At 73.4% G+C, this 25,894-nt stretch carries 28 protein-coding genes; 17 read left to right on the top strand and 11 right to left on the bottom strand.

All coding sequences use genetic code 11. The features are described 5' to 3' along the window. Window positions 1–37: 37 nt before the first annotated feature. A complete protein-coding gene (locus tag ASD06_RS02350; protein ID WP_056672477.1) occupies window positions 38–553 on the bottom strand; it encodes an Rv3235 family protein in 516 nt (171 codons plus the stop codon). Then, window positions 550–1,299, bottom strand: a complete 750-nt coding sequence (locus ASD06_RS02345; RefSeq protein ID WP_056672476.1) for a LysM peptidoglycan-binding domain-containing protein — start codon at window positions 1,297–1,299, stop codon at window positions 550–552. The genes ASD06_RS02350 and ASD06_RS02345 overlap by 4 nt, the downstream gene beginning before the upstream one ends. 146 nt (window positions 1,300–1,445) lie before the next feature. On the opposite strand from ASD06_RS02345, the gene ASD06_RS02340 reads away from it, so the two are divergent. Next, entirely contained in the window at window positions 1,446–2,015 is a 570-nt protein-coding gene (locus ASD06_RS02340; protein WP_056672475.1) for a hypothetical protein, read from the top strand. Between the two features lie 22 nt (window positions 2,016–2,037). Here ASD06_RS02340 and ASD06_RS02335 read toward each other — a convergent pair whose 3' ends face one another. Then, a complete protein-coding gene (locus ASD06_RS02335) occupies window positions 2,038–2,289 on the bottom strand; it encodes an AlpA family transcriptional regulator (protein WP_056672473.1) in 252 nt (83 codons plus the stop codon). A 154-nt stretch (window positions 2,290–2,443) separates the two neighbouring features. Between ASD06_RS02335 and ASD06_RS02330 the strand changes: the two genes are divergently transcribed. From ASD06_RS02330 to ASD06_RS02320, 3 genes are read left to right on the top strand one after another with little or no spacing between them, the layout of a single operon-like run. Further along, window positions 2,444–3,166 carry an SAF domain-containing protein gene (locus ASD06_RS02330; RefSeq protein ID WP_162248026.1) on the top strand — a complete coding sequence of 241 codons (723 nt, stop codon included), beginning with the start codon at window positions 2,444–2,446 and terminating at the stop codon, window positions 3,164–3,166. Then, window positions 3,163–4,539 (top strand): P-loop NTPase, encoded by a 1,377-nt coding sequence (locus tag ASD06_RS02325; protein WP_157371441.1) that lies wholly within the window; start codon window positions 3,163–3,165, stop codon window positions 4,537–4,539. The genes ASD06_RS02330 and ASD06_RS02325 overlap by 4 nt, the downstream gene beginning before the upstream one ends. A gap of 9 nt (window positions 4,540–4,548) precedes the next feature. Next, window positions 4,549–5,214 carry an HAD family phosphatase gene (locus tag ASD06_RS02320; RefSeq protein ID WP_056672469.1) on the top strand — a complete coding sequence of 222 codons (666 nt, stop codon included), beginning with the start codon at window positions 4,549–4,551 and terminating at the stop codon, window positions 5,212–5,214. A gap of 9 nt (window positions 5,215–5,223) precedes the next feature. Here ASD06_RS02320 and ASD06_RS02315 read toward each other — a convergent pair whose 3' ends face one another. Together ASD06_RS02315 and ASD06_RS02310 are read right to left on the bottom strand one after the other, a co-directional pair. Then, on the bottom strand, window positions 5,224–6,570 hold the full coding sequence (locus ASD06_RS02315; RefSeq protein WP_056672467.1) for a hypothetical protein: 1,347 nt from the start codon (window positions 6,568–6,570) through the stop codon (window positions 5,224–5,226). Between the two features lie 3 nt (window positions 6,571–6,573). Next, entirely contained in the window at window positions 6,574–7,035 is a 462-nt protein-coding gene (locus tag ASD06_RS02310) for a cupredoxin domain-containing protein (protein WP_157371440.1), read from the bottom strand. 40 nt (window positions 7,036–7,075) lie between these two features. On the opposite strand from ASD06_RS02310, the gene ASD06_RS02305 reads away from it, so the two are divergent. The 11 genes from ASD06_RS02305 to ASD06_RS02255 all read left to right on the top strand — a co-directional run bounded on the left by ASD06_RS02305 (window position 7,076) and on the right by ASD06_RS02255 (window position 19,103). Continuing rightward, on the top strand, window positions 7,076–8,491 hold the full coding sequence (locus ASD06_RS02305; RefSeq protein WP_056672466.1) for a wax ester/triacylglycerol synthase family O-acyltransferase: 1,416 nt from the start codon (window positions 7,076–7,078) through the stop codon (window positions 8,489–8,491). Continuing rightward, complete coding sequence (locus ASD06_RS02300; protein ID WP_056672465.1) at window positions 8,488–9,540, top strand: patatin-like phospholipase family protein; 1,053 nt, start codon at window positions 8,488–8,490, stop codon at window positions 9,538–9,540. Before ASD06_RS02305 ends, ASD06_RS02300 begins: the two co-directional genes overlap by 4 nt. Beyond that, on the top strand, window positions 9,540–10,028 hold the full coding sequence (locus tag ASD06_RS02295) for a hypothetical protein (RefSeq protein WP_056672463.1): 489 nt from the start codon (window positions 9,540–9,542) through the stop codon (window positions 10,026–10,028). The genes ASD06_RS02300 and ASD06_RS02295 overlap by 1 nt, the downstream gene beginning before the upstream one ends. Before the next feature lie 89 nt (window positions 10,029–10,117). After that, window positions 10,118–11,746 (top strand): L-glutamate gamma-semialdehyde dehydrogenase, encoded by a 1,629-nt coding sequence (gene pruA / locus ASD06_RS02290; protein ID WP_056672461.1) that lies wholly within the window; start codon window positions 10,118–10,120, stop codon window positions 11,744–11,746. Between the two features lie 4 nt (window positions 11,747–11,750). After that, window positions 11,751–13,133 carry an FAD-binding oxidoreductase gene (locus ASD06_RS02285; RefSeq protein WP_056672459.1) on the top strand — a complete coding sequence of 461 codons (1,383 nt, stop codon included), beginning with the start codon at window positions 11,751–11,753 and terminating at the stop codon, window positions 13,131–13,133. A 51-nt stretch (window positions 13,134–13,184) separates the two neighbouring features. Next, the gene (locus tag ASD06_RS02280) at window positions 13,185–14,804 is read left to right on the top strand and encodes a diguanylate cyclase (RefSeq protein WP_056672457.1); all 1,620 of its coding nucleotides are present in this window, start codon (window positions 13,185–13,187) and stop codon (window positions 14,802–14,804) included. Window positions 14,805–14,924: 120 nt separating this feature from the next. After that, window positions 14,925–15,431 (top strand): MaoC family dehydratase, encoded by a 507-nt coding sequence (locus tag ASD06_RS02275; protein WP_056672456.1) that lies wholly within the window; start codon window positions 14,925–14,927, stop codon window positions 15,429–15,431. 70 nt (window positions 15,432–15,501) lie between these two features. Next, the gene (locus tag ASD06_RS02270) at window positions 15,502–16,413 is read left to right on the top strand and encodes an ABC transporter ATP-binding protein (RefSeq protein WP_056673033.1); all 912 of its coding nucleotides are present in this window, start codon (window positions 15,502–15,504) and stop codon (window positions 16,411–16,413) included. After that, window positions 16,410–17,609 (top strand): ABC transporter permease, encoded by a 1,200-nt coding sequence (locus ASD06_RS02265; protein ID WP_200941803.1) that lies wholly within the window; start codon window positions 16,410–16,412, stop codon window positions 17,607–17,609. The genes ASD06_RS02270 and ASD06_RS02265 overlap by 4 nt, the downstream gene beginning before the upstream one ends. Window positions 17,610–17,634: 25 nt before the next feature. Then, window positions 17,635–18,477 (top strand): PHP domain-containing protein, encoded by an 843-nt coding sequence (locus tag ASD06_RS02260; protein WP_056672454.1) that lies wholly within the window; start codon window positions 17,635–17,637, stop codon window positions 18,475–18,477. Continuing rightward, window positions 18,477–19,103, top strand: coding sequence for a MarC family protein (locus ASD06_RS02255; protein ID WP_056672452.1), 627 nt, complete (start codon window positions 18,477–18,479; stop codon window positions 19,101–19,103). The genes ASD06_RS02260 and ASD06_RS02255 overlap by 1 nt, the downstream gene beginning before the upstream one ends. 91 nt (window positions 19,104–19,194) lie before the next feature. Here ASD06_RS02255 and ASD06_RS02250 read toward each other — a convergent pair whose 3' ends face one another. Then, a complete protein-coding gene (locus tag ASD06_RS02250) occupies window positions 19,195–20,013 on the bottom strand; it encodes an oxygenase MpaB family protein (RefSeq protein ID WP_056672451.1) in 819 nt (272 codons plus the stop codon). 146 nt (window positions 20,014–20,159) lie between these two features. Between ASD06_RS02250 and ASD06_RS02245 the strand changes: the two genes are divergently transcribed. Continuing rightward, on the top strand, window positions 20,160–20,951 hold the full coding sequence (locus ASD06_RS02245; protein WP_235502179.1) for a ParA family protein: 792 nt from the start codon (window positions 20,160–20,162) through the stop codon (window positions 20,949–20,951). A gap of 13 nt (window positions 20,952–20,964) precedes the next feature. Here ASD06_RS02245 and ASD06_RS02240 read toward each other — a convergent pair whose 3' ends face one another. Together ASD06_RS02240 and ASD06_RS02235 are read right to left on the bottom strand one after the other, a co-directional pair. Continuing rightward, on the bottom strand, window positions 20,965–21,603 hold the full coding sequence (locus ASD06_RS02240; protein WP_162248025.1) for a 2'-5' RNA ligase family protein: 639 nt from the start codon (window positions 21,601–21,603) through the stop codon (window positions 20,965–20,967). Then, a complete protein-coding gene (locus ASD06_RS02235) occupies window positions 21,569–23,362 on the bottom strand; it encodes a DEAD/DEAH box helicase (RefSeq protein ID WP_056673023.1) in 1,794 nt (597 codons plus the stop codon). The genes ASD06_RS02240 and ASD06_RS02235 overlap by 35 nt, the downstream gene beginning before the upstream one ends. A gap of 229 nt (window positions 23,363–23,591) precedes the next feature. On the opposite strand from ASD06_RS02235, the gene ASD06_RS02230 reads away from it, so the two are divergent. Then, window positions 23,592–24,296, top strand: a complete 705-nt coding sequence (locus ASD06_RS02230; RefSeq protein WP_056672447.1) for a ferritin-like fold-containing protein — start codon at window positions 23,592–23,594, stop codon at window positions 24,294–24,296. A 101-nt stretch (window positions 24,297–24,397) separates the two neighbouring features. Here ASD06_RS02230 and ASD06_RS02225 read toward each other — a convergent pair whose 3' ends face one another. The 3 genes from ASD06_RS02225 to ASD06_RS02215 form a co-directional block, all read right to left on the bottom strand. Continuing rightward, window positions 24,398–24,670: a GlsB/YeaQ/YmgE family stress response membrane protein gene (locus ASD06_RS02225; RefSeq protein WP_056672445.1), complete on the bottom strand. Its 273-nt coding sequence runs from the start codon at window positions 24,668–24,670 to the stop codon at window positions 24,398–24,400. Between the two features lie 165 nt (window positions 24,671–24,835). Then, window positions 24,836–25,060 (bottom strand): DUF3107 domain-containing protein, encoded by a 225-nt coding sequence (locus tag ASD06_RS02220; RefSeq protein ID WP_056672443.1) that lies wholly within the window; start codon window positions 25,058–25,060, stop codon window positions 24,836–24,838. Between the two features lie 97 nt (window positions 25,061–25,157). Further along, the gene (locus ASD06_RS02215; protein WP_056672442.1) at window positions 25,158–25,868 is read right to left on the bottom strand and encodes a TetR/AcrR family transcriptional regulator; all 711 of its coding nucleotides are present in this window, start codon (window positions 25,866–25,868) and stop codon (window positions 25,158–25,160) included. Window positions 25,869–25,894 lie beyond the last annotated feature (26 nt).

The following is a 25,894-nucleotide window of genomic DNA, read 5'->3' as shown; positions in this document are numbered from 1 at the left end:
CCGGCTGAGGGTTCGCCCCTTCGCCGGCCGGTGCGGCTCATCCGGCCTGCAGCACAGTCACCCGCCAGCGCCCGTCACCGCCCTCGAGCCGCAGCGCGAGGGCCTGCGTGCGGTGTTGACCGCAGACGACGGCGCTGACCTCGGCGACGCCGTCCGCCGGCTCGCACACGCGCACGCTGCGCACGACCGGACGGCGGGCGGTGCGACGCTGCTCAGGCGATGGCTGTGCCGCGAGCTTGCGTACCTGCTCGTGGACGAGGGTGGTGGTCCAGCGCAGCAGCTGGCTCGCGGGGCGCAGTCCGGCGAGCACCTCCACGACGACCTGGGCCAGACCACGGCTCCAGACGACCGGATCGGGCAGGTCGGCGCTGCGGGTGGGCACCGGGCCGAAGTCGTCCTCCTCGTCGGGCAGCGGGCCCTCAGGCACCACCAGTGCGAGCACACCCTGCACGCCGGAACGGTCCGCCGGCCGCAGCCGGTGACCGCTCTGGCCGAGCTCGACCGGCGGCAGGCAGTCCGGGACGGGCGCTCGACGCAGCGCCACCGTGCTCATCGGCTCGCCACCCGCGGCGCGTGCAGCGTGGTGCCCGGCTGGAGCAGATCGGGATCAGGGCCGATGGCGGCGCGGTTGGCCGCGTACCAGTGCGGCCACTGGGCGGCGATGCGCGCGTCACTGGCTCGAGGGCCGAGCGCTCGGGCCACGATCGCCCAGAGGGTGTCGCCGCGGTGCACCACGATGCCGTCGGGTGCGCGATCGCGCGCAGCCGCGCCGGTGAGCAGGCGAGCCGATGTCACGACGCGCCCGGCCGGCTCGGCCGCCGGCACCCACCCCGCCGACGGCAGGTTCGCCGTGCTGAGGTGCGCCGCGTTCGGGGTCGGCCCGTCGTGCGTCACCGGGACGCGCAGGTCGGCGGCCGACCAGGGCGCGGCCGGCAGCTGAGGGGAGGGCCCGGCGGCCAGGGCCGGGCCGGCCGCCGCCGCGCTCACGCCCAGGGCCAGCAGCGCCGAGAGCCCTGGCCGCAGCAGCCCCGGCGTCACGCGCAGAGCGACCCGGCCGGCGTCGAGCCCAGGGTCGAGCGCGACGGCGGCGAGGCCCAGGAGGGCGCCGAGGCCGCACCGCCCGAGCAGGGCGGCCACCGCCACTTCGGCGGCGGCGAGCAGCAGGCTCGCGGGTTCCCGGTCGGCCACCAGCTCGCCGACGTCACCGCACAGCCAGGCCGCGCCGGCGCCGGCCACCACGACCAACCCTGCGGCCATCGTGACGCCGACTGCTGGTCGGAGCAGGTCACTGCGGAGCATGAGGCCTCCGATTCATGCGTTTGCGTGCATTTGCCTTCCACCAGACCTTTTCGCGTCTACTTGTCGGCGTCAATGAGAGTTCGCAAATCTGTGGAAAACCGACGAAGCGGCGGCTGCAGCGTGGCCCCTCCGCTAGCGTCGTCCGGGTGCGGTGGGAGAACCTGTTCGCTGATCTCGAGGGCGAGCTCGAGGCGGCCGAGGCCGCTGAACGTCAGGGTGAGATCGCCGAGCGCACCAGGGCCGAGCTGTCGCAGGTGCCGTGGATCGACCGCTTGGCGGCGGCGCGCGAGGTGAGCCTCGACCTGCTCGGTGGCGCCACCGTGCACGGGGCGGTCGTGACGGTCGGGGACGGCTGGGCCGTCCTGGCGACCTCCGGCCACCGCCCGGCACCCGTCGTGGTGCGGCTCGCCGCCGTGGTCGGCGCGCACGGCCTCGAGCGCGGCGTGCGCGCAGCCGGGCGGGCGCAGGTCGAGCGGCGGCTCGGTCTGGCGGCCGCCTTGCGGCGCATCACCCGCGACCGCAGCCCGGTCACCCTGGCTCTCGTCGACGGCCGACGCAGGGTGGGGACTCTCGACGCCGTCGGGGCCGACCACCTCGACCTCGCGGAGCACCCGGCCGACGAGCCCCGCCGCACGCACCGCGTGTCAGGCGTGCTGACCGTTCCGCTGCTCGCGCTCGCCAGCGTCGCTCCGGTGGGCGAGACGTCCTGGGCCTGATCGGCTGCGGGTACTGGCCCGGTCAGCCGCGAGCGGCCTCCTCGGTGGCCGGCTCCTCGCCCGCTCCGAAGGGGTGCTGCTCGACGAACGCGCGGGTCTGGGCGTACATCCGTTCGATGTAGGCCTCGAGCTGGGCGGCCTCGACGCGCCACTGCCCGCGACCGCCGACCTTGATCGCCGGCAGGTCTCCGGAGCGCACCAGCGCGTACGCCTGGGCGGCCGAGATGCTGAGCACCTCGGCGACGTCCGGCAGCGTGAGGAAGCGCGGCGGCATGCGTCCAGTATCCCATCGACGCATGCCGCCCACGGGAAGCCTGTGGACGGCGGGAGCAGCCTGTGGACGGCGAGATGACAGCGATGCCCGGAATGCACCAGAGTGTGCCGTGATCATCAGCGGTCTCCGCCACGTCACGGCCATCGGGGGCATCATGACCACACCCACGCTCAGCAGACCACACGACCGGACGGCGCCGGCCGCCCCAGGCGTCACCGCGCGGCGGTTGCGGCGCCCCTCGTGGCGCGACCCGCGGCTGCTCGTGGGGCTGTTGCTGGTGCTCCTGTCGGTGGTCGGTGTGGCGGGTTTGCTGCGCGCGGTCGACACCACCGAACCGGTCTTCGTCGCTCGCCGCGCGCTCACGCCTGGGCAAGCGGTGACCGGTGACGACCTGGCCGTGGCCCACGTGCGCATCGTGGGCGCGGGTCGGCCCTACCTGTCGGCCTCGCGCCCGCTGGCCGGCCTCGTCGTCGTGCGCCCGGTGCCCGCCGGCGAGCTCGTGCCGGCCTCGGCCCTCGGGGGCGCCGACCGCGTCGACCTGCGCCCGATCACGGTGCCCGTCGAGCCGGCCGCGGCCGGTGCGCTGCCGCGCGGGTCGGTGGTCGACGTCTGGGTCGCGTCGCGGTCGGCCGACCGTGCGGACTCCTACGAGCGTCCCCGCCTGGTCGCCTCCGGAGTGCAGGTCGGCGACCGGTCGCAGGCGCGCGCCGGCTGGGGCGGCGCGGCGTCGGCCGGGTCACTTGGCTCGACCGGGTCGACGGTGCAGCTGCTGCTGACACCGGCGCTCGTCCCCGAGCTGATCCAGGCCGTCGACAACTCCGCGCGCATCACGCTCGTGCCCGCCCCGGCGGCGCTGCCCCGACGGAGCGGGACGTGATCTGCGCTTCCCCCGTGCTCGTGGCCACAGCGGTGAGCGATCGGTACGAGGCCGCGCTGGTCAGCGGTCTGGACGCCGAGGCGGGGGTGCAGGTCGTCCGGCGCTGCGCTGACGTCGCCGACGTCCTCGCCTGTGCCGCTGCCGGGCTGGTGCAGGTCGTCGTGGTGTCGGCCGACCTGCGAGGGCTCGACGCGGCTGCGCTGGAGCTGCTTGAGCACCACCGGTGCGGCGTCGTCGCGTTGGTCGACGGCGCGCCGGGAGATCCGAGCACGCACGAGCGCAGGCTGCGCCAGGCCGGAGTCGGACAGGTGCTCAGCGTGGCAGCGCGGCCCGGGGAGGTGGCCGCTGCCGCCCGAGCCGCCGTGGAGGTGGCCGATCGCGCCGCCCGGAGGCGACCCGCTGGCCTCTCGCTGGCTGACCCACGGGCGGTGTCGCGGCGCGAGCCGACGAGCCTCGGGTCGGCGCGGCCCGAAGCCGTGGACGGCGCCGCGCGGCTCCGCGCGCGTGGCCACGTGGTGGCCGTCTGGGGACCAGTGGGCGCCCCCGGACGCACCACGGTGGCCGTCGAGCTGGCCGCCGAGCTCGCCGGTGCGGGGCAGGAGGTGCTGCTCGTGGACGCCGACACCTACGGTGCCAGCATCGCCCAACGGCTCGCGCTGCTCGACGAGTCCGCCGCCATCGCGGCGGCCTGCCGGGCCGCCGAGCGCGGCAGCCTGGACCACACCGCGCTGGAGCGGCTCGCGCCGGGGGTACTGCCGCGGCTGCGGGTGCTCACCGGCCTGCTGCGACCTGACCGGTGGACCGAAGTGCGGGCCACGGCACTCTCGACGGTGCTGGAGTGCGCCCGGTCGCTGGCCGACTGGGTCGTGGTGGACACCGGCTTCTCGCTCGAGCAGGACGAAGAGCTGGCGTACGACACCGTCGCGCCTCGCCGCAACCAGGCCACACTGGCGAGCCTGGCCTCGGCCGACGTCACCGTGGTCGTCGGCGCCGCCGATCCGGTGGGGCTGCAGCGGCTCGTGCGCGCCGTGCGCGAGCTGGCGGACCTGCCCGAGGCCGCCGGGGGCCGTCCCGTCGTCGTGGCCAATCGCCTACGAGCCGCCGCAGTGGGCCCGCGCCCGGCGCGGCAGGTGCGCGAGGCGCTGCAGCGGTACGCCGGGATCGACGACGTGCTGCTCGTTCCCGACGACCCCGAGGCCGTCGACAGCGCCGTGCTGGCCGGCCGCACGCTGGCCGAGCACGCGCGCTCCAGCCCCGTGCGGGCCGCGGTGCACGACCTCGCGCTGAGGGTGCGTCACCACGTCGAGGCCACGAACCACGACACCCGGCCGCTCGACGAGGCGGCGTCCGGCGTGCCGGTCGGGGCTCACTAGGCTGGCCCGGTGAGCCTCCCTTCGACGTCCACCGTGCCCGTCGGACTCGTCGTCGACTGGGGTGGCGTGCTCACCACCGGCATCGGCGACGCGTTCAGCGCGTGGGCGCAGGCCGAGGGCATCGACTACGGGCACTACCTCGCCGCGCTGAAGCAGTGGATCGGCCCGGACGCCGTCGACCCGGCCGAGAACCCCGTGCACGCCCTCGAGCGGGGCGAGCTGGAAGTGCCCGACTTCGAGCGCCACCTCGCCGAGGCGATGTCGGTGCACGGCTCGACGGTGCGGCCTGAAGGCTTGCTGCGCCGGATGTTCGCGGGCCTGGAGCTCGCCGAGGAGTCGATGGTCGGCCTGGTGCGGCGGGCCAAGGCGCAGGGCCTGCGCACGGCGCTGCTGTCGAACTCCTGGGGCAACGACTACCCCCGCGAGGGCTGGGACACGCTCTTCGACGCCGTCGTCATCTCCGGCGAGGTGGGCATGCGCAAACCCGAGCACCGCATCTACCAGCACGTGCTCGACCTGCTCGATCTCGCGCCGGCCCAGGCCGTGATGGTCGACGACCTGCAGCCGAACGTCGTCGCCGCCGTCGAGGTCGGCATGATCGGCGTGCTCCACCAGAGCTACGAGCAGACGCTGATGGAGCTCGAGGCGGTCTTCGGTCTCGACCTCGCCGGCTGATCGGGCTGATCAGGCGGAGAAGAGCAGGAACAGCCCACCGCACGTGTAGGCCACCATCAGCGCGAGCAGCGGCAGCTGCCCCACCACCGCACGCCGTCGCGGGAACAGCGTGATGGCCCGCTCGTGAGCCAGCACCACGCCCAGCACGTGCCCGACGACGATCGCGACCACCTGCACCGTGGCCACGAGGTTCGGCTGCAGCAGCGCGGGATCGGCGGCCCGGCCGGTGAGGCCCAGCCAGTTCGCGCCGGTGCTCAACGGGTCGCTCAGCTTGATCAGCGCGTTCTGCCCCTCGAGCACGAACAGCGACCAGTAGTGGGCGACCACGTAGCCCAGGGCCACGGGCACGAGCGAGGGCGCGAACTGCCGCGCCATTCCGGCCGCACCCACTCCACCGATGGCACCAGCCGCGGCCGTGCATCCCGCGAAGAGCAGGCCGACCACGGCGATGACGGCGAGCAGGCCCAGCGTCTTCACGAGCGTCTCGGGCAGCGGCGAGCTCTGCACGAACGTGAACCACGCAGGCGCGTTGGAGGCACCGTCGTACGCCGTGGTGCCGAGCATCACGGACACCGTCAGCGGCAGCCCCGGCGCGGGCGGCAGGGCGTCGAGCCCGGCGAGCGGCGAGCGCACGACGAGCCGCCCGTCGGTGCGTCGTCCGAGCACGCTGAGCCGGCCGTAGAGCGCCGACCACACCTCGAAGGCGTCGCCGCGGTCGAACCAGCGCGAGCCGAACACGAAGGCGCAGAACAGCATCGCGGTGGCGTAGACGGTGATCGCCAGGCGCATCACCGGCAGGGTGGCGTTGTCGGGCGCCACGAGCTCCAGCCAGGTGAACGCAAACAGCCCGACCGCCGCGGGCCAGAAGCCGAATGACGACGGCAACCGCAGAGCACCGTCGCGCGGGTCGAGCCGAGCCAACGACATGACCGCGAAGTGCAGGTGCCGCAACGGGTTCAGCCGCCGCCAGATCGGCCCGAACAGCACCGAGAGCGGCACCAGCCCCACCCAGAGCAGCACGTACACCACGAACGGCACCGGGTTGTTGGCGTCGTCCTGGCCGAGCACCAGGGGGATCAGCACGTACACCGACGCGACCGCGCCGAGGGCGGCCAGCACGATGCGTGTGACCCGAGAGTCGAGCACGGATGCCAGCCACCCCGGCACCGGCCGCCCGGCGTGCGCCCCGGAGATCCGCGGCTCGCGCCACAGCAGACCCAGCAGCAGGAACGACACCACGAGCGCGACGGCGGCGCCGGCCACGGCGTAGCCGAACGGTAGGGGGAGGTCCTGTCGGCTGCCGACGCCGTGGGCGACGATCGCGCCGCCGGCCAGCACGCCCGAGAGCTCAGGCACGGCTCACGGCCGCACCACGACCTGCAGCAGTCTCAGCTCGGGTTCGTGCGTCTCGACCTCGTACAGGCCGGGCGGCGCGCCGGTGAGGTCGACCGTCGTGGGCTGCCCCGCGACCAGCTCCCGTTCGACGTCGAAGCCGTGGGCGTGCAGCTCGTCGTTGTGGTCGCTCGTCACGACCAGGCGCAGCGTCTGGCCAGAGGTCAGCTCGACGCGGTGCGGTGCCGGCGTCACCTGCTTGCCGCGGATCGTGATCTCGACGGTCTGGTCGGCTGCGGCAGTGGTCGTCGAGCTCGCCGAGGGGCCGGACGACGCGGTGCCGGATGCGGTCGCCGACGGGCTGGAGGTGGCGCCGGACGCCGTCCCCGTCGACCCGCTCGCCCCCGCAGTGCCGCTGCTGCAAGCGGTGAGCGCGAGGAGCAGCGCGCTCGCGGCGACCGTCAGTGGCGCGCGTCGCAGGCCGGGCATGACCGCAGTCTAGGAGGGCCGGGGATGGCACGATGAGCGGGTGCCCGCCCGTCTGAGCGCTCTCGACGCCTCCTTCCTGTACCTGGAGGAGCCGACGACGGCCATGCACGTGGGCTCGGTGGCGGTGTTCGAGCCGCCGCCGGACGGTTTCGACTACGACCGGCTCGTCGCGCTGGTCTCGGCCCGGATCGCGTACGTCCCGCGCTACCGCCAGCGGGTGCGCAGCGTGCCGGGCCGGCTCGCCAACCCGGTGTGGGTCGACGACGAGCACTTCGACGTCACCTACCACGTGCGCCGGTCGGCGCTGCCGCGGCCGGGATCGGACGAGCAGCTGGCCGAGCTGGTCGCGCGCGTGCAGTCGCGCCCGCTCGACCGCAGCCGGCCGCTGTGGGAGGTGTACCTCGTAGAGGGCCTGTCCGGCGGGCGGTTCGCGATCGTCACCAAGACCCACCAGGCCATGGTCGACGGCGTGCACGCGGTCGACATCGCGCAGGTGATCCTCGACGACAGCCCGGACGCCCCCGACCTTCCCGCTGACACCTGGACGCCGGCCAAGGAGCCTACGGACGTCGAGCTCGTCGTGAGCGCCGTCGCGGACGCCGTGCGTAGCCCGGGCGGTGCGTTGGAGGCGTTCCAGGGCAGTGCCAAGGACGTCAAGGCGACGGCCGGCAAGGTGCTGGGCCAGCTCGGCCACGTGCTCTCGGCGGCGGCCCGCACCGCAGCGCGCCCCGCACCGACCAGCCCGCTCAACGCCGAGATCGGCGAGCAGCGGCGCTGGGCGCAGGTCGAGACGTCGCTCTCCGACTACCGGAAGATCCGCGACGCCCACAGCCGCAGCGGTCGAGAGCTCACCGTCAACGACGTCGTCCTCGCCTCGGTGGCCGGTGCGCTGCGGGCCTGGTTGCTGACGCGCGGCGAGTCCGTGGTGCCGGCGAGCGTCGTCCGGGCGCTGGTGCCGGTGAGCGTGCAGTCCGCCGACGACGAGATCGCCTACCGACTCGGCAACCGGGTCAAGGCGTTCATCGTGAACCTGCCGGTGGGCGAGCCGAGCCCGGTGATCCGCCTGCACCAGATCGCCTACGCGATGCGCGCGCAGGCCGAGGCGGGCGACGCGGTGAGCGCCAACACGCTGGCCGGCATCGCCGGGTTCGCGCCACCGACGCTGCACTCGCTCGGTGCGCGGGTGGCCAGTGCGGTGTCGCGCAGGATGTTCAACGTCGTGGTCACCAACGTGCCCGGCCCGCAGCACCCGCTGTACGCCGGTGGCGCGCGGATGCTGTCGTCGTGCCCGGTCATCCCGCTGGCCAAGGGGCAGGCGCTCAGCATCGGCCTGACGTCGTACGACGGCGGCGTGCACTACGGCATCAACGGCGACCGTGATGCGATGCCCGACGTCGCCGTGGTGGCGCAGTGCCTGCTCGACGCCCTGGCGGAGCTGCGGGAGACCGCCCGGTGACCCGACGCGGCCTGGTGCTCGGAGGCGGGGGAGTGCTCGGCGCCGCCTGGATGGTCGGTGCGCTGTCGGCGATCGAGGACTCCCTCGACATCGACCTGCGCGATGTCGAGGCGATCGTCGGCACGTCGGCCGGCTCGGTGGTCGGCGCCCTGCTCGCCGCGGGAGTCAGCGTCGCCGAGCTGCGCACCCACCAGCTGGGCGAGTCGGTGGCCTCCGGCCCGCTCGTCGGCTTCGAGTGGGACTACGAGCGCGCCACCGGTGGCGGGCGTCCGCCTCGGCCTCGACCGGGCCTCGGTTCGGCCGGACTCATCGCGCGCAACGTGGCGCACCTGCGGCGGTTGCCGCCCACCGCCGTCCTGTCGGCGCTGCTGCCGGAGGGCCGTGGCTCGCTCGCCAGCGTGGGGGCCATGGTGCGGCACGTCGTGCCCAGCGGCTGGGTCGACCGTGACGGCCTGCAGGTCGTCACCATGGACTACGAGTCCGGGAGGCGCGTCGCGTTCGGGCGCCTCGGCGCCCCGGAGGCCGACCTGGCCGACGCGGTGATGGCGTCGTGCGCGATCCCCGGGTGGTACCAGCCGGTGCGCATCGGGGCCGACCGCTACGTCGACGGCGGCGCCTGCTCGTCCACGAGCGTCGACCTGCTCGCGGGGCTCGGCCTCGACGAGGTGCTCGTGGTGGCGCCGTCCGTCAGCTTCGCGCTCGACGCACCGGACGCCCTCGTCACCCGGCTCGAGCGCCAGTGGCGCACCCGGGTGACCCGGCGGTGCCTGCGCGAGGTCGCCAAGGTGCACGCCGGTGGCACGGAGGTGACGGTGATCGGCCCGGGCCCCGAGGACCTCGAGGCCATCGGTGGCAACCTGATGGACGTCGGACGCCGGCGTGCGGTGCTCGAGACGTCGTTGCGCACCTCGGCGGTGGCCCTGCGCGACCCCGAGCCGCTCGACGACCTGCCCGCCAAGGTGGCGCGGGCCGAGGCGGCACTCGCGACGGCTGGTCACGACACCGATCACGACACGCCCTCGGACCACGCCCCTGAGAGAGGTGACTGATGCGGGTCTACGTCCCCACCACCGTCGAGCTGCTGCAGACCCTGCGCGACAAGGGGTTTCAGCCACCAGTGGCGGCGCACGCCGTCACACCTGCTGTGCGCGAGTGGTACGTCGAGGGTGATCTCGAGGAGCTCGAGTACGCGGCGTCCGACGAGGCTGCCGAGGCGTCGCTGCGCCTGCTCGCCGCGACGGGCAACGCCGTGCCGCGGCGGGTCGTGGTGGCCGCCGACGTGCCCGACGACGCGGTGAGGCCGAGCGGCCTGGCGCGATCCGGCATCGAGGTGCAGGTGCCCGTCACGCTCGCCGATGTCGCGAGCGTGCACGTCGACGACGACGAGGCGCGGGCCGACGTCCGCGTTGCGGCGCAAGCGGTCTGCGCCGCCGACGCCGGTGACGACGGCGCCGCGGCCGACGTCGGGCAGGCGGCGGCCCACGAGCTGCTCTGGTACGACGTCAGCGAGCTCGACGACGTGCTTGGCCTGGCGTAGCGAGGTCGTGACATGCTGGCCGCTGACCGGCGCGCCGGGACCCGGCCGCGCTGAAGCAGCTGTCGACCCGACCCCGAGGAGCCGCGGCCATGGACGCCCGCACCAACGTCCCCACTCCCGTCAACGAGCCTGTGCTCGACTACGCGCCGGGCAGCGCCGAGCGCGCCGCCGTCGAGGTGAAGCTGGCCGAGCTGCAGGGCGAGCGCATCGACCTGCCGATGACGATCGGGGGCGTGCAGCGCATGGGTGGTGGGCGCCGGGTGCGCGTCGTCCAGCCGCACAAGCACAAGCACGTGCTCGGGGTGCTGAAGAACGCCACCCAGACCGACGCGCGGGCGGCCATCGACGCCGCCAAGGCCGCGGCCCCCGGCTGGCGGGCCCTGCCGTTCGACGAGCGCGCAGCGGTGTTCCTCAAGGCCGCCGAGCTGCTGTCGGGGCCGTGGCGCCAGACGCTCAACGCCGCGACGATGCTCGGCCAGTCCAAGACGGTCGTGCAGGCCGAGATCGACTCCGCCTGCGAGCTGATCGACTTCTGGCGCTTCAACGTCGCCTTCGCCCGCGAGCTGATCGCCGAGCAGCCGATGGCCAACAGCAAGGGCATCTGGAACCGGCTCGACCACCGCCCGCTCGAGGGCTTCGTCTACGCGATCACGCCGTTCAACTTCACGGCGATCGGCGGCAACCTGCCCACCGCCCCCGCGCTCATGGGCAACACGGTCGTCTGGAAGCCCGCGCCCACCCAGCAGCTCGCCGCTCACTACACGATGCGGCTGCTCGAGGCCGCCGGCCTGCCGCCCGGCGTCATCAACCTGGTGACCGGTGACGGCGTCGCCGTGTCAGAGGTGGCGCTGAAGGACCCCGACCTCGCCGGCATCCACTTCACCGGCTCCACCAAGGTGTTCCAGCACCTGTGGCAGGAGGTCGGGGCGAACATCACCGGCTACCGCGGCTACCCGCGCATCGTCGGCGAGACCGGCGGCAAGGACTTCGTCGTCGCCCACCCGAGCGCCGACGTCGACGTCCTGCGCACCGCGCTCGTGCGCGGCGCCTTCGAGTTCCAGGGCCAGAAGTGCTCGGCCGCCTCGCGCGCCTACATCCCGCGCAGCGTCTGGCGTCGGCTGAAGAAGGACCTCGTCGACCTCACCGAGTCGCTCAGCGTCGGGCCGGTCACCGACCTGTCGAACTTCATGGGCGCCGTCATCGACGACCGTGCGTTCGCCAAGCACGTCGCCGCGATCGAGCGAGCCAAGAGCACCGCGGGACTCGACGTCCTCGCCGGCGGCACGTACGACGACAGCGAGGGGTACTTCGTCCGCCCGACCATCATCGAGGGCGGCGACCCCACCGACGAGATGTTCGCCACCGAGTACTTCGGCCCCATCCTGTCGGTGTACGTCTACCCCGACTCCCAGTACGACAAGGTCGTCGACCAGATGGAGTCGTTCGCGCCGTACGCGCTCACCGGGTCGATCATCGCCCAGGACCGGAACGCGATCGCCGCGGCCCGCGCACGGTTGCGCTACGCCGCCGGCAACTTCTACGTCAACGACAAGCCGACCGGCGCCGTCGTCGGCCAGCAGCCGTTCGGCGGGGCGCGGGCGTCGGGCACGAACGACAAGGCCGGCGCGATGCAGAACCTGCTGCGGTGGACGTCGACACGCTCCATCAAGGAGACGTTCGTGCCGCCCACCGACCACCGATACCCGCACATGGGCTGAGCTCGTGACGACCACGGACGTCGACGCGGCAGTCCTCGCGGACCTCACCGCGGGGCTGCCCGCCGGCGCGCTCGTGGTCGACCGAGGAGTCGTCGACGGCTACCGGCGCGACCGGGCCGACACCGTTGACCCGGGGTGGCCGCTGGCGCTAGTGCGCGCGACGTCGACCGCCGACGTCCAGCACGTCCTGCGCACGGCGACGGCCCACCGGGTGGCCGTGGTGCCGCGGGGTGCCGGCAGCGGGCTGTCCGGCGGTGCCAGCGCCACCGACGGGTGCCTGCTCCTGTCGCTGGAAGCGTTGCGAGACATCGAGATCGACGCGCCCGCGATGGTCGCCGTGGCTGGTGCCGGCGTCCTCAACGGTGAGCTCAAGCGGGCCGCAGCGCAGCACGGCCTGTGGTACCCGCCCGACCCGTCGTCGTACGAGATCTGCTCGATCGGCGGCAACCTCGCCACGAACGCCGGCGGCCTGTGCTGCGTGAAGTACGGCGTCACCACCGACTACGTGCTCGGCTGCGACGTGGTGCTCGCCGACGGCACGCTCCTGCGCCTCGGCGGACGCACCATCAAGGACGTCGCCGGCTACGACCTCAAGCGGCTGTTCGTGGGCTCAGAGGGCACGCTCGGGATCATCACGAGCGCGACCTTGCGCCTGCGCCCGCTGCCGCCACCGGCGATCACGCTCGTGGCGACCTTCCCGACGGTCGAGGCGGCCGGCCGCGCCGTGTCGAGCATCGTGGCGGCGCACCGCCCGGCCACCCTCGAGCTGATGGACCGCGCCACCGTGCGCGCCGTCGAGGACTTCCGCTCGCGCGGCCTCGACGTCGACGCCGGCGCCACCCTGCTCGCCCAGAGCGACGCGGGGCCGGCTGCGGCCGCCGAGATCGCCGCTACTGAGGCGGTCTGCGTCGAGCAGGGCGCGACCTTCGTCGCCGTCACGGACGACGCCGACGAGGGCGAGATGTTCATGCAGGCGCGCCGCGAGGCCTTCCCGGCCCTGATGCGCCTCGGCACGACGCTCATCGAGGACGTCGGCGTACCGATCCCACGCATCGCCGAGCTCGTCGCCGGGGTCGAGCAGGTGGCAGCGCGGCACGACACCTCCATCGCCGTCGTGGGGCACGCCGGCGACGGCAACTTCCACCCGCTCATCAGCTTCGACCCCACCGACAAGGCGGCCGTCCAGCGCGCCGACGCGGCGTTCGCCGCGGTCGTCGAGCTGGCGCTCTCGCTCGGCGGGACGCTCACGGGCGAGCACGGCGTGGGCGTGGTGAAGGCGCCGTTCCTCGCCGCCCAGCTGGGCCCAGAGGTGCTCGAGGTCAGCCGTCGGATCAAGGACGCGCTCGACCCGGTCGGCATCCTCAACCCCGGCAAGCTCCTCACCTGAGCTGCCGAACGCCCCCTCAGGCTGAAGGGGCGTTTGGCCGATAGTGCGTGAGTGAGCACACTCCTGACTCGACCGGCCGCCCCCTGGGCGGGTGCCGGCGACCGGCTGGACGTGACCTACGCCGACACCGAGGCGCTGCTGTCGGCCATGGAGGCGGCTCGCTCGCAGTACGACGACGAGGCGGCCGCCGTGGCCCAGCACCTCGCGTCGGTGGCCAAGGGCCGCGGCTGGGTGCCGCTGGAGCGGCGGGCCACCCTCATCAACGCCGACTTCGCGATGCGGTCCGGCGACGCCGGCACGGCCTCGGTGCTCGCCAAGGAGGTCGCCGCGTGGGCCCGTGACGCCGGTGACGTCTACCTCGAGGCGCGCAGCGCGTTCGTGCTGTCGACCGTGGCGCTCGCCATCGGTGACCTGGCCTCGACGCGCACCGAGGGGCTGCACAGCGTCCGGCTGCTGCCCGCGGACGCGCCGGTGGGCGTGCGCATCGACCACGTGCTCGTGGCCGCCGTCGGGTTCGGAGCGGGGACGACCGAGGGCGACCGTCGCTACGACGAGGTGCTCGAGCTCGCGACGGAGGCCGGCGACGGCGAGGCCATGCTCGTGATCCACAACAACCGGGCGTGGCACGCCGTCCTCACCGGCGACCGCGACGGTGCGCGCAGTCACGCCGGGGAGCTGCTGCGCGCCTCCGAGCTGTACGGCCTGCCGCTCAAGGCGATCATGGTCGACACCGTGGCCCGCATGCACGTCATGCACGAGGAGTTCGACGCGGCCCTGGCCGTGCTGTCGCCGGTGTTCGACGGTGACGGGCCGGTGCGCCTCGGCGAGCCGACTGCCCGCATCGACTGCCTGCTCGCGGCGGCCGAGATCCACCGGCGCCGCGCCGACTTCGCTGCCGCGGCGACGCTGCTCGACCGCGCGGAGGAGGAAGCGCGCCGCGGTGGCCTGCTGGCGAGCACCGCGGCGGTGCACGAGGAGCGGGCCGTCTGGCACGCCGCGCAAGGCGACTTCGCCGCCGCGTTCGCCGAGTACGTCGCCTTCCACTCCACCTCGCAGCGGGTGTCGAGCGAGGAGGCGCAGACGCAGGCGCAGCTCGTGCACGCTGCCTACGAGGTCGAGCAGGCCTCCCGCGATGCCGTCCGGTTCCGCGAGCTCGCCTACCGAGACGCGCTGACCGGCCTGTGGAACCGCCGCTTCCTCGACGAAGAGCTCGCGCGCAGGTACGCCGTGGCGAGCCGGGAGGGGACGTCGCTCACCACCGCCATCGTCGACGTCGACCACTTCAAGCGGATCAACGACGAGCTCTCGCACGAGTGCGGCGACGAGGTGCTGCGTGCACTCGGCCGCCTGCTCGAGGACGCCGCCGCCGTCGAGGGCGCTGCCGATCGCTCGATCGCGGTGGGGCGCCTGGGTGGGGAGGAGTTCGCCATCGTGCTGTCCGGCGTCTCTGCTGACGTCGCCGTGGTGGTGTGCGAGCGAGTGCGGCTCGCGGTGCAGGACCACGACTGGAGCCCGCTGACCGGCGCCGTACCGGTCACCGTGTCGATCGGCGTGAGCACCGCGCCCACGGGCGTGACGTCGCCCGGAGCGCTCATGTCGGACGCCGACCGCAACCTCTACGCCGCCAAGCGCAGTGGGCGCAACCGCGTGATGGGCGACCCTGCTCGCTGACGGCCGTGCGTGACCAAGAGCACGCTCGTCCGGCCCCGGCGCGGGGCCGGCGTCCGGCAGCATGAGCCGAGGCGGCGCCTGCCGGCGCCCGTCGACGGGCCAGCGACCAGGGAGACGAGCATGCAGTTCGGGCGCAGCTACGAGGAGTTCGAGGTCGGTGCGGTCTACAAGCACTGGCCAGGCAAGACCGTCACCGAGTACGACGACCACCTGTTCTGCCTGCTGACGATGAACCACCACCCCCTGCACCTGGACGCGAACTACGCCGAGCAGACCACGCAGTTCGGCCAGAACGTCGTGGTGGGCAACTACGTCTACTCGATCCTGCTCGGCATGTCGGTGCCCGACGTCAGCGGCAAGGCGATCGCCAACCTCGAGATCGAGTCGCTGCGGCACGTGGCGCCCACCTTCCACGGCGACACGATCTACGGCGAGACGACCGTGCTCGACAAGCGCGAGAGCACCAGCAAGGACGACCGCGGCGTCGTGCACGTCGAGACCAAGGGCTACAAGCAGGACGGCACGCTCGTGTGCGTCTTCCGCCGCAAGGTCATGGTGCCGAAGCAGAGCTACCTCGACGCGCGCGGCGGCGAGCAGCCGGGCCGCCCCGAGCTGCGGGAGGGCTGAGCTGTCGGGCCGACCCGTTAGGGTCGAGTCGACGTCGGCCGGGGCCGGCGCGTCTCGGGGAGGGTGAGTGGTGACGGCGGCTGGGCTCGAGCTCGACGACGTGAGCAAGCGGTACGGCCAGGTGGTCGCGCTCGACCACCTCAGCCTGCAGGTGCGCCCCGGTGAGCTTCTCGGGTTCGTCGGCAGCAACGGCGCGGGCAAGAGCACGGCCATGCGCATCGCGCTCGGGGTGCTCGCGGCCGACGCCGGGCAGGTGCGCTGGGGCGGCCACCCGATCACCGCCGCCGACCGCCGGCGCATCGGCTACATGCCCGAGGAGCGCGGCCTGTACCCGCGCATGAAGGTCGGCGAGCAGCTGGTCTACCTGGCGCGCCTGCACGGCCTCACCGCCGCCGAGGCCGATGTCGCCGTGCGCACCTGGACGCAGCGCCTCGGCGTCAGCGAGCGAGTGGGCGACGAGGTGCAGAAGCTCAGCCTGGGCAACCAGCAGCGGGTGCAGCTGGCCGCCGCGCTGGTGCACGACCCGGCCGCCCTGGTGCTCGACGAGCCGTTCTCGGGCCTGGATCCGCTCGCCGTCGACGTCATGAGCGAGGTGCTGCGCGACACCGCGGCGCAGGGAGTTCCGGTGATCTTCTCCAGCCACCAGCTCGACCTCGTCGAGCGCCTCTGCGACCGCGTGGCCATCGTGCGCCAGGGGCGGTTGGTGGCCTTCGGTGCCGTCGACGAGCTGCGCGCGGGCGGCTCCAGCCGCCTGGTCGTGCACGCACCGCAGGCCCCCGCGGGGTGGGCCGAGCGACTGCCCGGCGTCGTCTCGCACACGGTCGAGGAGGGGCGCGACGTGCTCGAGCTCGCCCCCGACGCCGACGACCAGCCGGTGCTGCGGGCCGCTCTCGCGACCGGGCCCGTGCACGAGTTCCGGCGACGCCAGGCGTCGCTGACCGAGCTGTTCCGGCACGCCGTCAGCGAGCAGGTGGCGGCGTGAGCGACCAGCTGTCGTCGCGCCACGTGATCGGCCTGGTGGTGCGCCGCGAGCTCACCGCCCGAGTGCGCAGCAAGATGTTCGCGATCTCCACGGCGCTGTTCCTGTTGAGCGTCGTCGGCCTCGCGGTCGTGATGCACTTCGTCGGCGACCGCGCGACGACGGCGAAGGTCGGCCTGCTGCCGTCGGCCACCGCCGTCGCCGCGCCGCTGCACGACGTCGGCACCGCCGTCGGGCTCACCGTGCGCACCGTGCAGGTCCCCGACGAGGCGACGGCCGAGCAACGGCTGCGCGATGGCTCGCTCGACGCCGTGGTGGTGCAAGCCGGCGCCGTGATGCAGGTGCAGGTACGCCGCACGCTCGGCGACCAACTGAAGGCCGCGCTGACCGTGCTGGCTCGCCAGGTGGCGCAGGACCAGGCGGTGGCGGCGGCCGGCGGTGATGCCGCCCAGGTGCGGGCCGCTGTGGCACGCTCGGCCGTCCAGGTGCGCTCGGTCGAGCCGGCGACGCAGTTCCAGTCCGAGCGGATCGCCCTCGGGCTGGTGGCCGGGATCCTGGTCTACCTGTCGCTGATGATCTACGGCCAGACGGTGGCGCAGGGCGTGATCGAGGAGAAGACGAGCCGCGTCGTCGAGCTGCTGCTCGCCACGCTGCGCCCGTGGCAGCTCATGCTCGGCAAGGTGATCGGCATCGGCGCTGCCGGGTTGCTGCAGATGGTGGTGGTCGCGGGCGGCGGGCTGGCTGTGGGGCTCGCGCTGGGCACCCTGACGCTGCCGTCGTCGGTCGCGATCGGGGTCGTCGTCTGGGCGCTGGTCTGGTACCTCATCGGCTTCGTGATGTACGCGCTGCTGTTCGCCGCGGCGGGCGCCATGGTGTCGCGCCAGGAGGACGCCGGCGGGGTCACGGCGCCGATCCTGGGCATCATCATCGTGCCGTACGTGATCGCCGTGAGCATCCTGCCGAGCCAGCCCGACAGCAAGCTCGCGCACGTGCTGTCGCTCGTCCCGGTGTTCTCCCCGACGCTCATGCCCGTGCGCATCGCCCTCGGGGTGGTGCCGACGTGGGAGCTGGCGTTCACCGTGGCGCTGGGCCTCGCCGTCACGGTCGGCTTCGTGTGGATCACCGGCCGGGTCTACGGCAACTCGGTGATGCGCACGGGCGCGCGGGTACGACTGGGCGACGCGCTGAAGCCGCTGTGAGGGGGCCGGCTCTAGGCTGAGGGTCGTGCGCACCGACCTCCACACCCACTCGACGGTGTCCGACGGGACGCAGTCGCCGGCGCAGGTCGTGGCCGCCGCGCACGAGGCCGGGCTCGACGTCGTCGCGCTCACCGACCACGACAGCACGGCCGGCTGGGCGCAGGCAGCGGATGCTGCCCGTCGGCTCGGCGTCCGGTTCGTGCCGGGCATGGAGATCTCGTGCGGCAGCGATGGCGTGAGCGTCCACCTGCTGAGCTACCTGCACGACCCGAGTGACGACGGGCTGGCCGTCGAGGTCGACGCGGCGCGTGACAGCCGTCATCACCGGGCCGAGCGCATCGTCGAGCTGCTGGCCCGCGACGTCGAGGTCAGCTGGGCCGACGTCGAGGAGCAGGTGGCCGAGGGCGCGACCATCGGCCGCCCGCACATCGCCGACGCCCTCGTGGCGCGCGGTGTGGTGCGCGACCGCGAGGAGGCGTTCGCGGGGCTGCTGTCGTCACGGGGCCCGTACTACGTGCGGCACTACGCCCCCGACCCCGTGCACGCCGTGCAGCTGGTGGTCGCGGCCGGGGGAGTGCCGGTGATGGCGCACCCGATGGCTCGCCGTCGCGGCCGGGTCGTCGCCGACGAGGTGATCGAGGAGATGGCCGACGCCGGGCTCGCCGGCCTCGAGGTCTACCACCGCGACCACGACCGCGACGAGCGCGAGCACCTGCTGGCCCTCGCCCGGCGCCTGGACCTGCTCGTCACCGGGTCGAGCGACTACCACGGTGCCGGAAAACCGAACCGGCTCGGTGAGAACACCACGGACGACGACGTGCTGGCTGAGATCGAGCGCCGCGCCACCGGCACCGCGGTCGTGGGCTGATGAGCGCGGTGCTCGACGCGCAGCTGCTGGGCTCGGTGTTCGTCACGCTGTTCGTGATCATGGACCCGCCCGGCACGGTGCCGATCTTCCTGGCGCTCACCTCGGCGATGACCGGCCGCCAGCGGGTGCTCGCGGCGCGCCAGGCCGTGCTCGTCGCGTTCGGCGTCATCGTGGCGTTCGCGGTGTTCGGGCGGGCGCTGCTGGAGTACCTGCACATCAGCCTGCCCGCGCTGCAAGGCGCCGGTGGCCTGCTGCTGCTGCTCGTGGCGCTCGAGCTGCTGACCGGCAAGGACGAGGCGCCCGGCTCGGCCGAGGGCGTCAACGTCGCCCTCGTGCCGCTCGGGACGCCACTGCTGGCGGGTCCGGGAGCCATCGTGGCCACGATGGTCTTCGTGCAGCAGGCAGCGGCCGCCGACCGGCACGCGCCGGCCTACGTCGCGATCGCGCTGGGCGTCGTGCTCGTGCACGTGTGCCTTTGGCTGGCGATGCGCTTCTCGGTGCGCATCCACCGGGTGCTCGGTGAGGGCGGCACGACTCTCGTCACCCGGATCGCGGGCCTGCTGCTGTCGGCGATCGCCGTCCAGCTCGTGGCCGACGCGGTGCGGGCCTTCGTGCTGCAGGGCTGACCGCGTGCGGTGATGGGTGCGGCGGATCGGTGGTGAACGCCGCACTTTCGCCGCACCCATCGCCGCACGTCTTCGCGGCGAGCCGGCCGGTTCAGTCCTCCGGCGGGGCGGCCAGGCGCTCGCGCGCCGTCCGCACGTGCGGGCTCGGCGCCACCTCGGGCACCCCGGCCCCTCCGCGCAGGCTCGAGCGCAGGGTGTGCAGCGCCACGGTGGTGGCTGCGCCGTGCAGTGCGGCGGCACCAGGCAGCCCCGGCATCGCGTAGAGGCGGCGAGCCCAGCCCGGCAGCGCGGCGTAGGCGAGGCCGGCGACGGCGGCCCACGGCGGGCGCGGCACGGGGATGCGGTCGACCAGCACGGACGGCGCCACGACCTCGCCGATGTCGGCGCGCGCCTCGGTGCTCGCCACGAGCTCGGACCGCAGCTCGCGCAGCGTGTCCTGCACACCCGCGAGGTCGTTGGGAACCTCGTCCGGCTCCAGCCCGAGCAGCGTGGCGGCTGATACCTGCTCGGCGACGTAGCGGTCGGCCTGCTCGTCGTCGAGGGCCACGCCGGAACGCCGCAGCACCTCCACCACCGAGTCGACCTGGCAGCAGTGGTGCCACGCCGCCAACGGCTCGAGGCCGCGCATCGACTGCTCGATGCGCTCGCGCGCCGCGACGGCCAGCGCCTGGCCCGGCGTCCCGAAGGTGACGGCGCCCACGACCTCGACCGCCCGGCTCAGTCGCAGCCACACGTCGTCGGACGCCGCGGGGTTGGCCGGGTGCAGCGCTCCGAGCAGCAGACCGCGCAGCACCGCCAGGCCGAGCAGCGGCTCGGAGTGCAGACGCCAGGTCTGAGTGCTCGGCCGGAAGAGGCCCACGTCGTCCGCCTCCCCGACCGAGAGCACGTCGTCGTGGCGCTCACTGGTCACACCACGACCATGGCAAAGCCTTGGCGTTCGTGCATCTCAGGGCTGCGCCGAGCGGGGCGTGGCCGGTGTCACGCCGCCCTCGCTTGTGACGCGGTGGACCGCCGGGCGAGACTGAGCCCGCACGCCCCGGCCGGATCGGAGAGCTCGTGGCTCGTCGCAGGATCAAGACGCCGCAAGGCGCCCGCGTCATCGCGGTGGCCAACCAGAAGGGCGGGGTGGCGAAGACCACGACGGTCGCGGCGCTGGGTGCCGCCTTCGCCGAGCAGGGACGCCGCGTGCTGCTCGTCGACCTCGACGCCCAGGCCTGCCTGACCTTCTCGCTCGGGCTCGACCCGGACGAGGTCGACGCCGGCGTCCACGAGGTGCTCACCGGCGCCGCCGAGATCACCGACGTGCTGCACACCACGGACGACGCGGTCGACCTGCTGCCCTCGACCATCGAGCTCGCCGGCGCCGAGGCCGCGCTGCTGAGCCGCCCGGGGCGCGAGTTCGTGCTGCGCTCGGCGCTGGAGCCGGTGCTGGCCGACTACGACGTCGTGCTGATCGACTGCTCCCCGTCGCTGGGCGTCCTGACGCTGAACGCGCTGACCGTCGCCGGGTCGGTGCTGGTGCCGCTGCAGTGCGAGATGCTCAGCCACCGCGGCGTCGGTCAGCTGCTCGACACCGTGGCCGACGTCCAGCGCATCCTCAACCCCGACCTGCAGGTGCTTGGCATCCTGCCCACGATGTTCGACGCGCGCACCACGCACGCGCGGGCGGTGCTGGCCGACCTGCCCGACCGCTACGGCGTGCCGGTGCTCGAGCCGCCGATCCCGAAGTCGGTGCGGTTCGCCGAGGCGCCTGCGGTCGGCCGCTCGGTGCTGGCGACGGCGCGTGGTTCGAAGGGCGCCGCCGCCTACCGCGCAGTGGCCGAGGCCATCTCCGCTGGCTGGCGCTGAGCCGACGCAGCACCTAGAGGCAGTGCGGCGCAAGGTCTCCTGAGCCGAGGACCACCGACGCCGTCTGCCGCCAGATGTCGTCGTCGCCGCGGCCGAACACGCAGATGCGGTCGGTCTCGGCCCACACCGGGCCGTGCTCGGCCAGCGCCGCTCGCACTTGGGCGAGCTGCGCCGGCCCCCCGTCCGCCGAGACCGTCAGGTGCGGCACGACCGTGTCGTGCAGGCCGCCGTACGGCGGGTGGTCGGGGAAGGTCGCCAGCACGTCGTCGAAGAGCTCCGTCAGCTCCGCCGTGGGCGTCGGGGTCAGGTAGACCACGCCGGACTCGGGAAACAGGTCGGCCGCCGTGAACTCGATCCGCAACGGACGACCCCGCTGAGCCACCGCGCGCAGCCGCTCCAGCGCCTCACCGTCGTCGGCCGGCGCCCAGGGAGCGAGCAGCGTGACGTGCGGGGGGAAGCGGCGCTCGATGGGCAGTGCCGGGTGGCCCGGCACGTACGACGTCGAGCGCCACGGCGAGGTGAACGCCGCCAGCTGCGGCAGGGCCAGGATCAGCCCCGTGTCGTACTGCGGTCGCGGGCGTTCTTCAGCCGCCGCCTGCGCGTTCACCGCCAGCCGATCAGGCCGACGGCGCAGCAGAGGGCGCGGAGTCACCCGAACCACCGCGACCGCGACCACCGCGCCGACGACGACGCCGGGGAGCGCCCTCACCGCTCGGGTCGGCGGTCCCGGAGTCCGAGACGCTCGTCCCAGGGCCGGTCGCCGTCGTCGCGTCCGCACCCTCGCCCGAGCGGCGGGTGCGGCGACGGTTGCGCTGGCGCGGAGCCGACGCCTCGCCGTCCCCGTGCTCGGTGCGCTCGGTGCGCTCGGTGCGCTCGGTGCGCTCGGTGCGCTCCGTGCGCTCACTGCGCCCATCGCGCTCACCTCGGCCATCGCGCTCACCTCGGCCACCGCGCTCGCCCCGACCACCGTGGCCGCGCTCGCGCGAGGCGCCAGCACCCTTGCTGCGCTGGCCGGTCTCGCCGAGGTCCTCGACCTGCTCGGCCGCCAGGCCCTCGCGGGTACGCGCCGAGCGGGGGAGCGTGCCCTTGGTGCCCTCGGGGATCGAGAGGTCCTCGAAGAAGTGCGGAGAGCTCGAGTAGGTCTCGACGGGCTCGGGGATGCCGAGGTCGAGTGCCTTGTTGATCAGCCCCCAGCGCGGCATGTCGTCCCAGTCCACGAACGTCACCGCGACGCCCGTGCGCCCGGCGCGGCCGGTGCGCCCGATGCGGTGCAGGTAGGTCTTCTCGTCCTCGGTGCACTGGTAGTTGATCACGTGGGTGATGCCGTCGACGTCGATGCCGCGCGCGGCGACGTCGGTGGCGACGAGCACGTCGACCTTGCCGTTGCGGAAGGCGCGCAGCGCCTGCTCACGGGCGCCCTGACCCAGGTCGCCGTGGATGGCCGCGGCGGCGAACCCGCGCTCGGCGAGCTCGTCGGCCACCTTGGCCACGGTGCGCTTGGTGCGCGCGAAGATCATGGTGAGCCCGCGGCCCTCGGCCTGCAGCATGCGGGCGAGCATCTCGACCTTGTCCATCGCGTGCGCGCGGTAGACGAACTGGCTGATCGCCTTGAGCGTCGCACCGTCGTCGGCAGGGTCGATGGCCCGGATGTGCGTCGGCTGGGTCATGAACCGGCGGGCGAGCGAGACCACAGCGCCCGGCATGGTGGCCGAGAACATCATCATCTGCCGCCCGTTCGGCGTGAGCGCGAGCAGGCGCTCGACGTCCGGCAGGAAGCCCAGGTCGAGCATCTCGTCGGCCTCGTCGAGCACCAGGGTGCGCACGTGACCGAGGTCGAGATGACCCTGCTGGGCCAGGTCGAGCAAGCGTCCGGGCGTGCCCACGACGACCTCGACGCCGCGGCGCAGCGCCTCGACCTGCGGCTCGTAGGCCCGGCCGCCGTAGACGGTGAGCACGCGGGTGCTGCGCAGGGCGCTGGCGGTCTCGAGGTCGCCGGCCACCTGGACGGCCAGCTCGCGGGTCGGCACGACGACGAGCGCCTGCGGCTTGCCGGGCGCCTCGAGGGCGTCGAAACCGTCCTCACCCGGAGCGACGGTGCCCTGCAACAGCGGCAGGCCGAAGCCGAGGGTCTTGCCGGTGCCGGTCTTGGCCTGGCCGATGATGTCGTGCCCGGTGAGCGCGACCGGCAGGGTCATCGCCTGGATCGGGAACGGCGTCGTGATGCCGACGCGGCTCAGCGCCTCGACGATGTCGGCACGCACCGCGAAGTCGGCGAAGGTGCGGGTCTCGGTGGCGGGAGCGGCGGGAGCGCTGTCGGCGCCCTCGTGCTGGGTGTCGTCGATCCCGTCGATCTCGTCGATCTCGTCGGTGGCGTCAGTGGATGCGGTGGATGCGGTCGTCTGGTCGGTCATCTGCTCAGTCACACGCGGCCTTCACGTCGGGCGGGGGCCGCACGCCGCGCGTCGTTCACGCTGGGCGGGCCGCTCCGCTGGGGTGGAGCCGATCGGGTGTCTTCAGGCTCTGCGAGTGCGTTGCCAGTGCTGTCGCGCCGGCAGGCGAGGTGCCGTCTGGTGCGTAGATGATCCGACCGGGCATCCGTGTCGTGATCCAGTCTACCGCTCGCGGCTACGCTCGTGACCCATGACGCCTGCGCCCGACCTGTCCGACGCGCCCGACCCCTTCGCCGACGCCGACTACCGCGCCGCCGTGGTCGACCTGCTCGGGGCGCTCGGGTACGGCGAGCTGACGGCGTTCAGCCGGCTGGCCGCGGACGCCGAGCTCGCGCCGTCACTGCCCGACAAGGCCGCGCTGGGCCGCCAGGCGGTGAGCGAGTTCCACCACTACGAGCTGCTGGAGTCGCGCCTGCGCGAGCTCGGCGCCGACGTCAGCGAGGCCATGCAGCCGTTCGTCGAGGCCATCGACGCCTTCCACGACCGGGCGCGGCCCTCGAGCTGGCTCGAAGGGCTGGTGAAGGCCTACGTGGGAGACGGCATCGCGGGCGACTTCTACCGTGAGGTCGCGGCCTACCTCGACCCGGCGACCCGCGAGCTCGTGCTCGAGGTCATGCAGGACATGGGCCAGGCGGAGTTCGCCGTCCGGGCCGTGCGCGAGGCCATCGACCGCGACCCCAGCGTCGGCGGCCGGCTCGCCCTCTGGGGACGCCGGCTGGTCGGCGAGGCGCTGTCGCAGGCCCAGCGCGTCGTGGCCGAGCGCGACGCCCTCGCCAACCTGCTCATCGGCGGCGGGTTCCACGCCGGCGCCGACCTCGCCGAGATCGGGCGGATGTTCGCGCGGCTCACCGAGGAGCACACCCGTCGGATGGGCCGGCTCGGGCTCTCGGCCTGACTCCTCATCACCCGACCGGCCGCTGACCGGCCGCACCCCCTGCACACACATCGGGGGCCGCACCCGTGCTGGGTGCGGCCCCCGAGGGCTGTGTGCGGCCGTCAGGCGACCGTGCGCCGGTCGTTGCGACCGAGGATCGCGGCCGTGATGGCCACGAGCACCATCGAGACGATGATGCTGATGATCCAGCGGATCCAGTCGACACCGCTGGTCTCCTGCACGCCCAGCGCGCCGGCGATCCACCATCCGATGAGGGTGCCGATGATGCCGACGATGATGGTCGCGATGATGCCGATGCCCTGACGGCCCGGCAGGAACAGTCGCGCCAGAGCACCGATGATGATTCCGGCGATGATCAGACCGATGATCGTCATGTGGGGTCCTCCCAGCTGGCCCGGGGGTCACCCGGTGCCTTCGTCGTCGCGAACCGTTCACGACGGGGTCGGCGCTCGCCGACCGCTCGAAAGGCTTCCACGGGTGATCGCCCTCCGCACGTCGAGCCGGTGGACCCGACGTCCCGGAGGACGCCCACAGCGCCGTCACATGGTGCCGAAGCCCACCCGCCGCTCGGTCTCGACGCCGACCTCGACGTAGCCGATGACGGCGCCGGGAACGATGACGGTGCGCCCCTTCTCGTCGTTCAGCCGCAGCATCGCGCCGGTCTGGACGGCCTGGTCGACGAGCGTCGCGACCTCGTCGGCGGTCTGCGGCGACTCGAAAGTGATCTCGCGGGCGACGTTCTGGACGCCGATCTTGACCTCCACGGGCGGTGGCCTCCTGGCTCTCGGGTGAGACGTCGGTACGACGCCGGCCTCAGGCTAACCGCGAGGAGCGTCGCGCTGTTCCGCGCCCCGCCGCGAATCAGCCGGCTTCGGCGGCCGACTCACCGCGGACGTCGGTCTTGGGGAAGCCGCCGAGCCCCCGCCACGACAGCTGGCCCACCAGCCGCGCCGCGGCCTCGCGGGGGATCCGGCCCTCGGTCGACAGCCAGTAGCGGGCGCTCACCTGCGCCATGCCGGTGAGGGCGACGCCGAGCAGCTTGGCTTCGTCGGCGGGCAGCGAGGTGTCGTCGCTGATCACCTCGGCGATGGCGTCCGCGCAGCGCTCGGTGACGGCGTCAACGCGCTCGCGCACGGCGGCCTCGTTGGTGAGGTCGGACTCGAAGACCAGCCGGAACGGCTCGCCCTCGCGGTCGACGAACTCGAAGTAGGCAGCCATGGTTGCGGCGACCCGCAGCTTGTTGTCGTGAGTGGAGGCCAGGGCCTGCCGGACGGCGGCCACGAGCGCCTCGGTGTGCTGGTCGAGCAGCGCCAGGTAGAGCTCGAGCTTGCTCGGGAAGTGCTGGTACAGCACCGGCTTGGACACGCCGGCCTGGTCAGCGATCTCGTCCATGGCGGCCTGGTGGTAGCCGGCGCGCACGAACACCTCCTGCGCGGCCACGAGCAGCTGGGCGCGGCGCGCCGTGCGGGGCAGCCGGGCGCTGCGGCCCCGCGTCGCCGGTGACGTCGTCACGTGGGTCCTGCCTTCCGTCGTGCCTGGCCGAGGTCCCGATCCTACGGGCCAGTAGGCCATCTGGTGGGTACCGGCCGCGTGAGCTG

It is taken from the genome of Angustibacter sp. Root456, assembly GCF_001426435.1.
GTDB lineage: Bacteria > Actinomycetota > Actinomycetes > Actinomycetales > Angustibacteraceae > Angustibacter.
The sequence above is the reverse complement of the archived record's forward strand: the minus strand, read 5'-3'. Positions and strand labels throughout refer to the sequence as shown.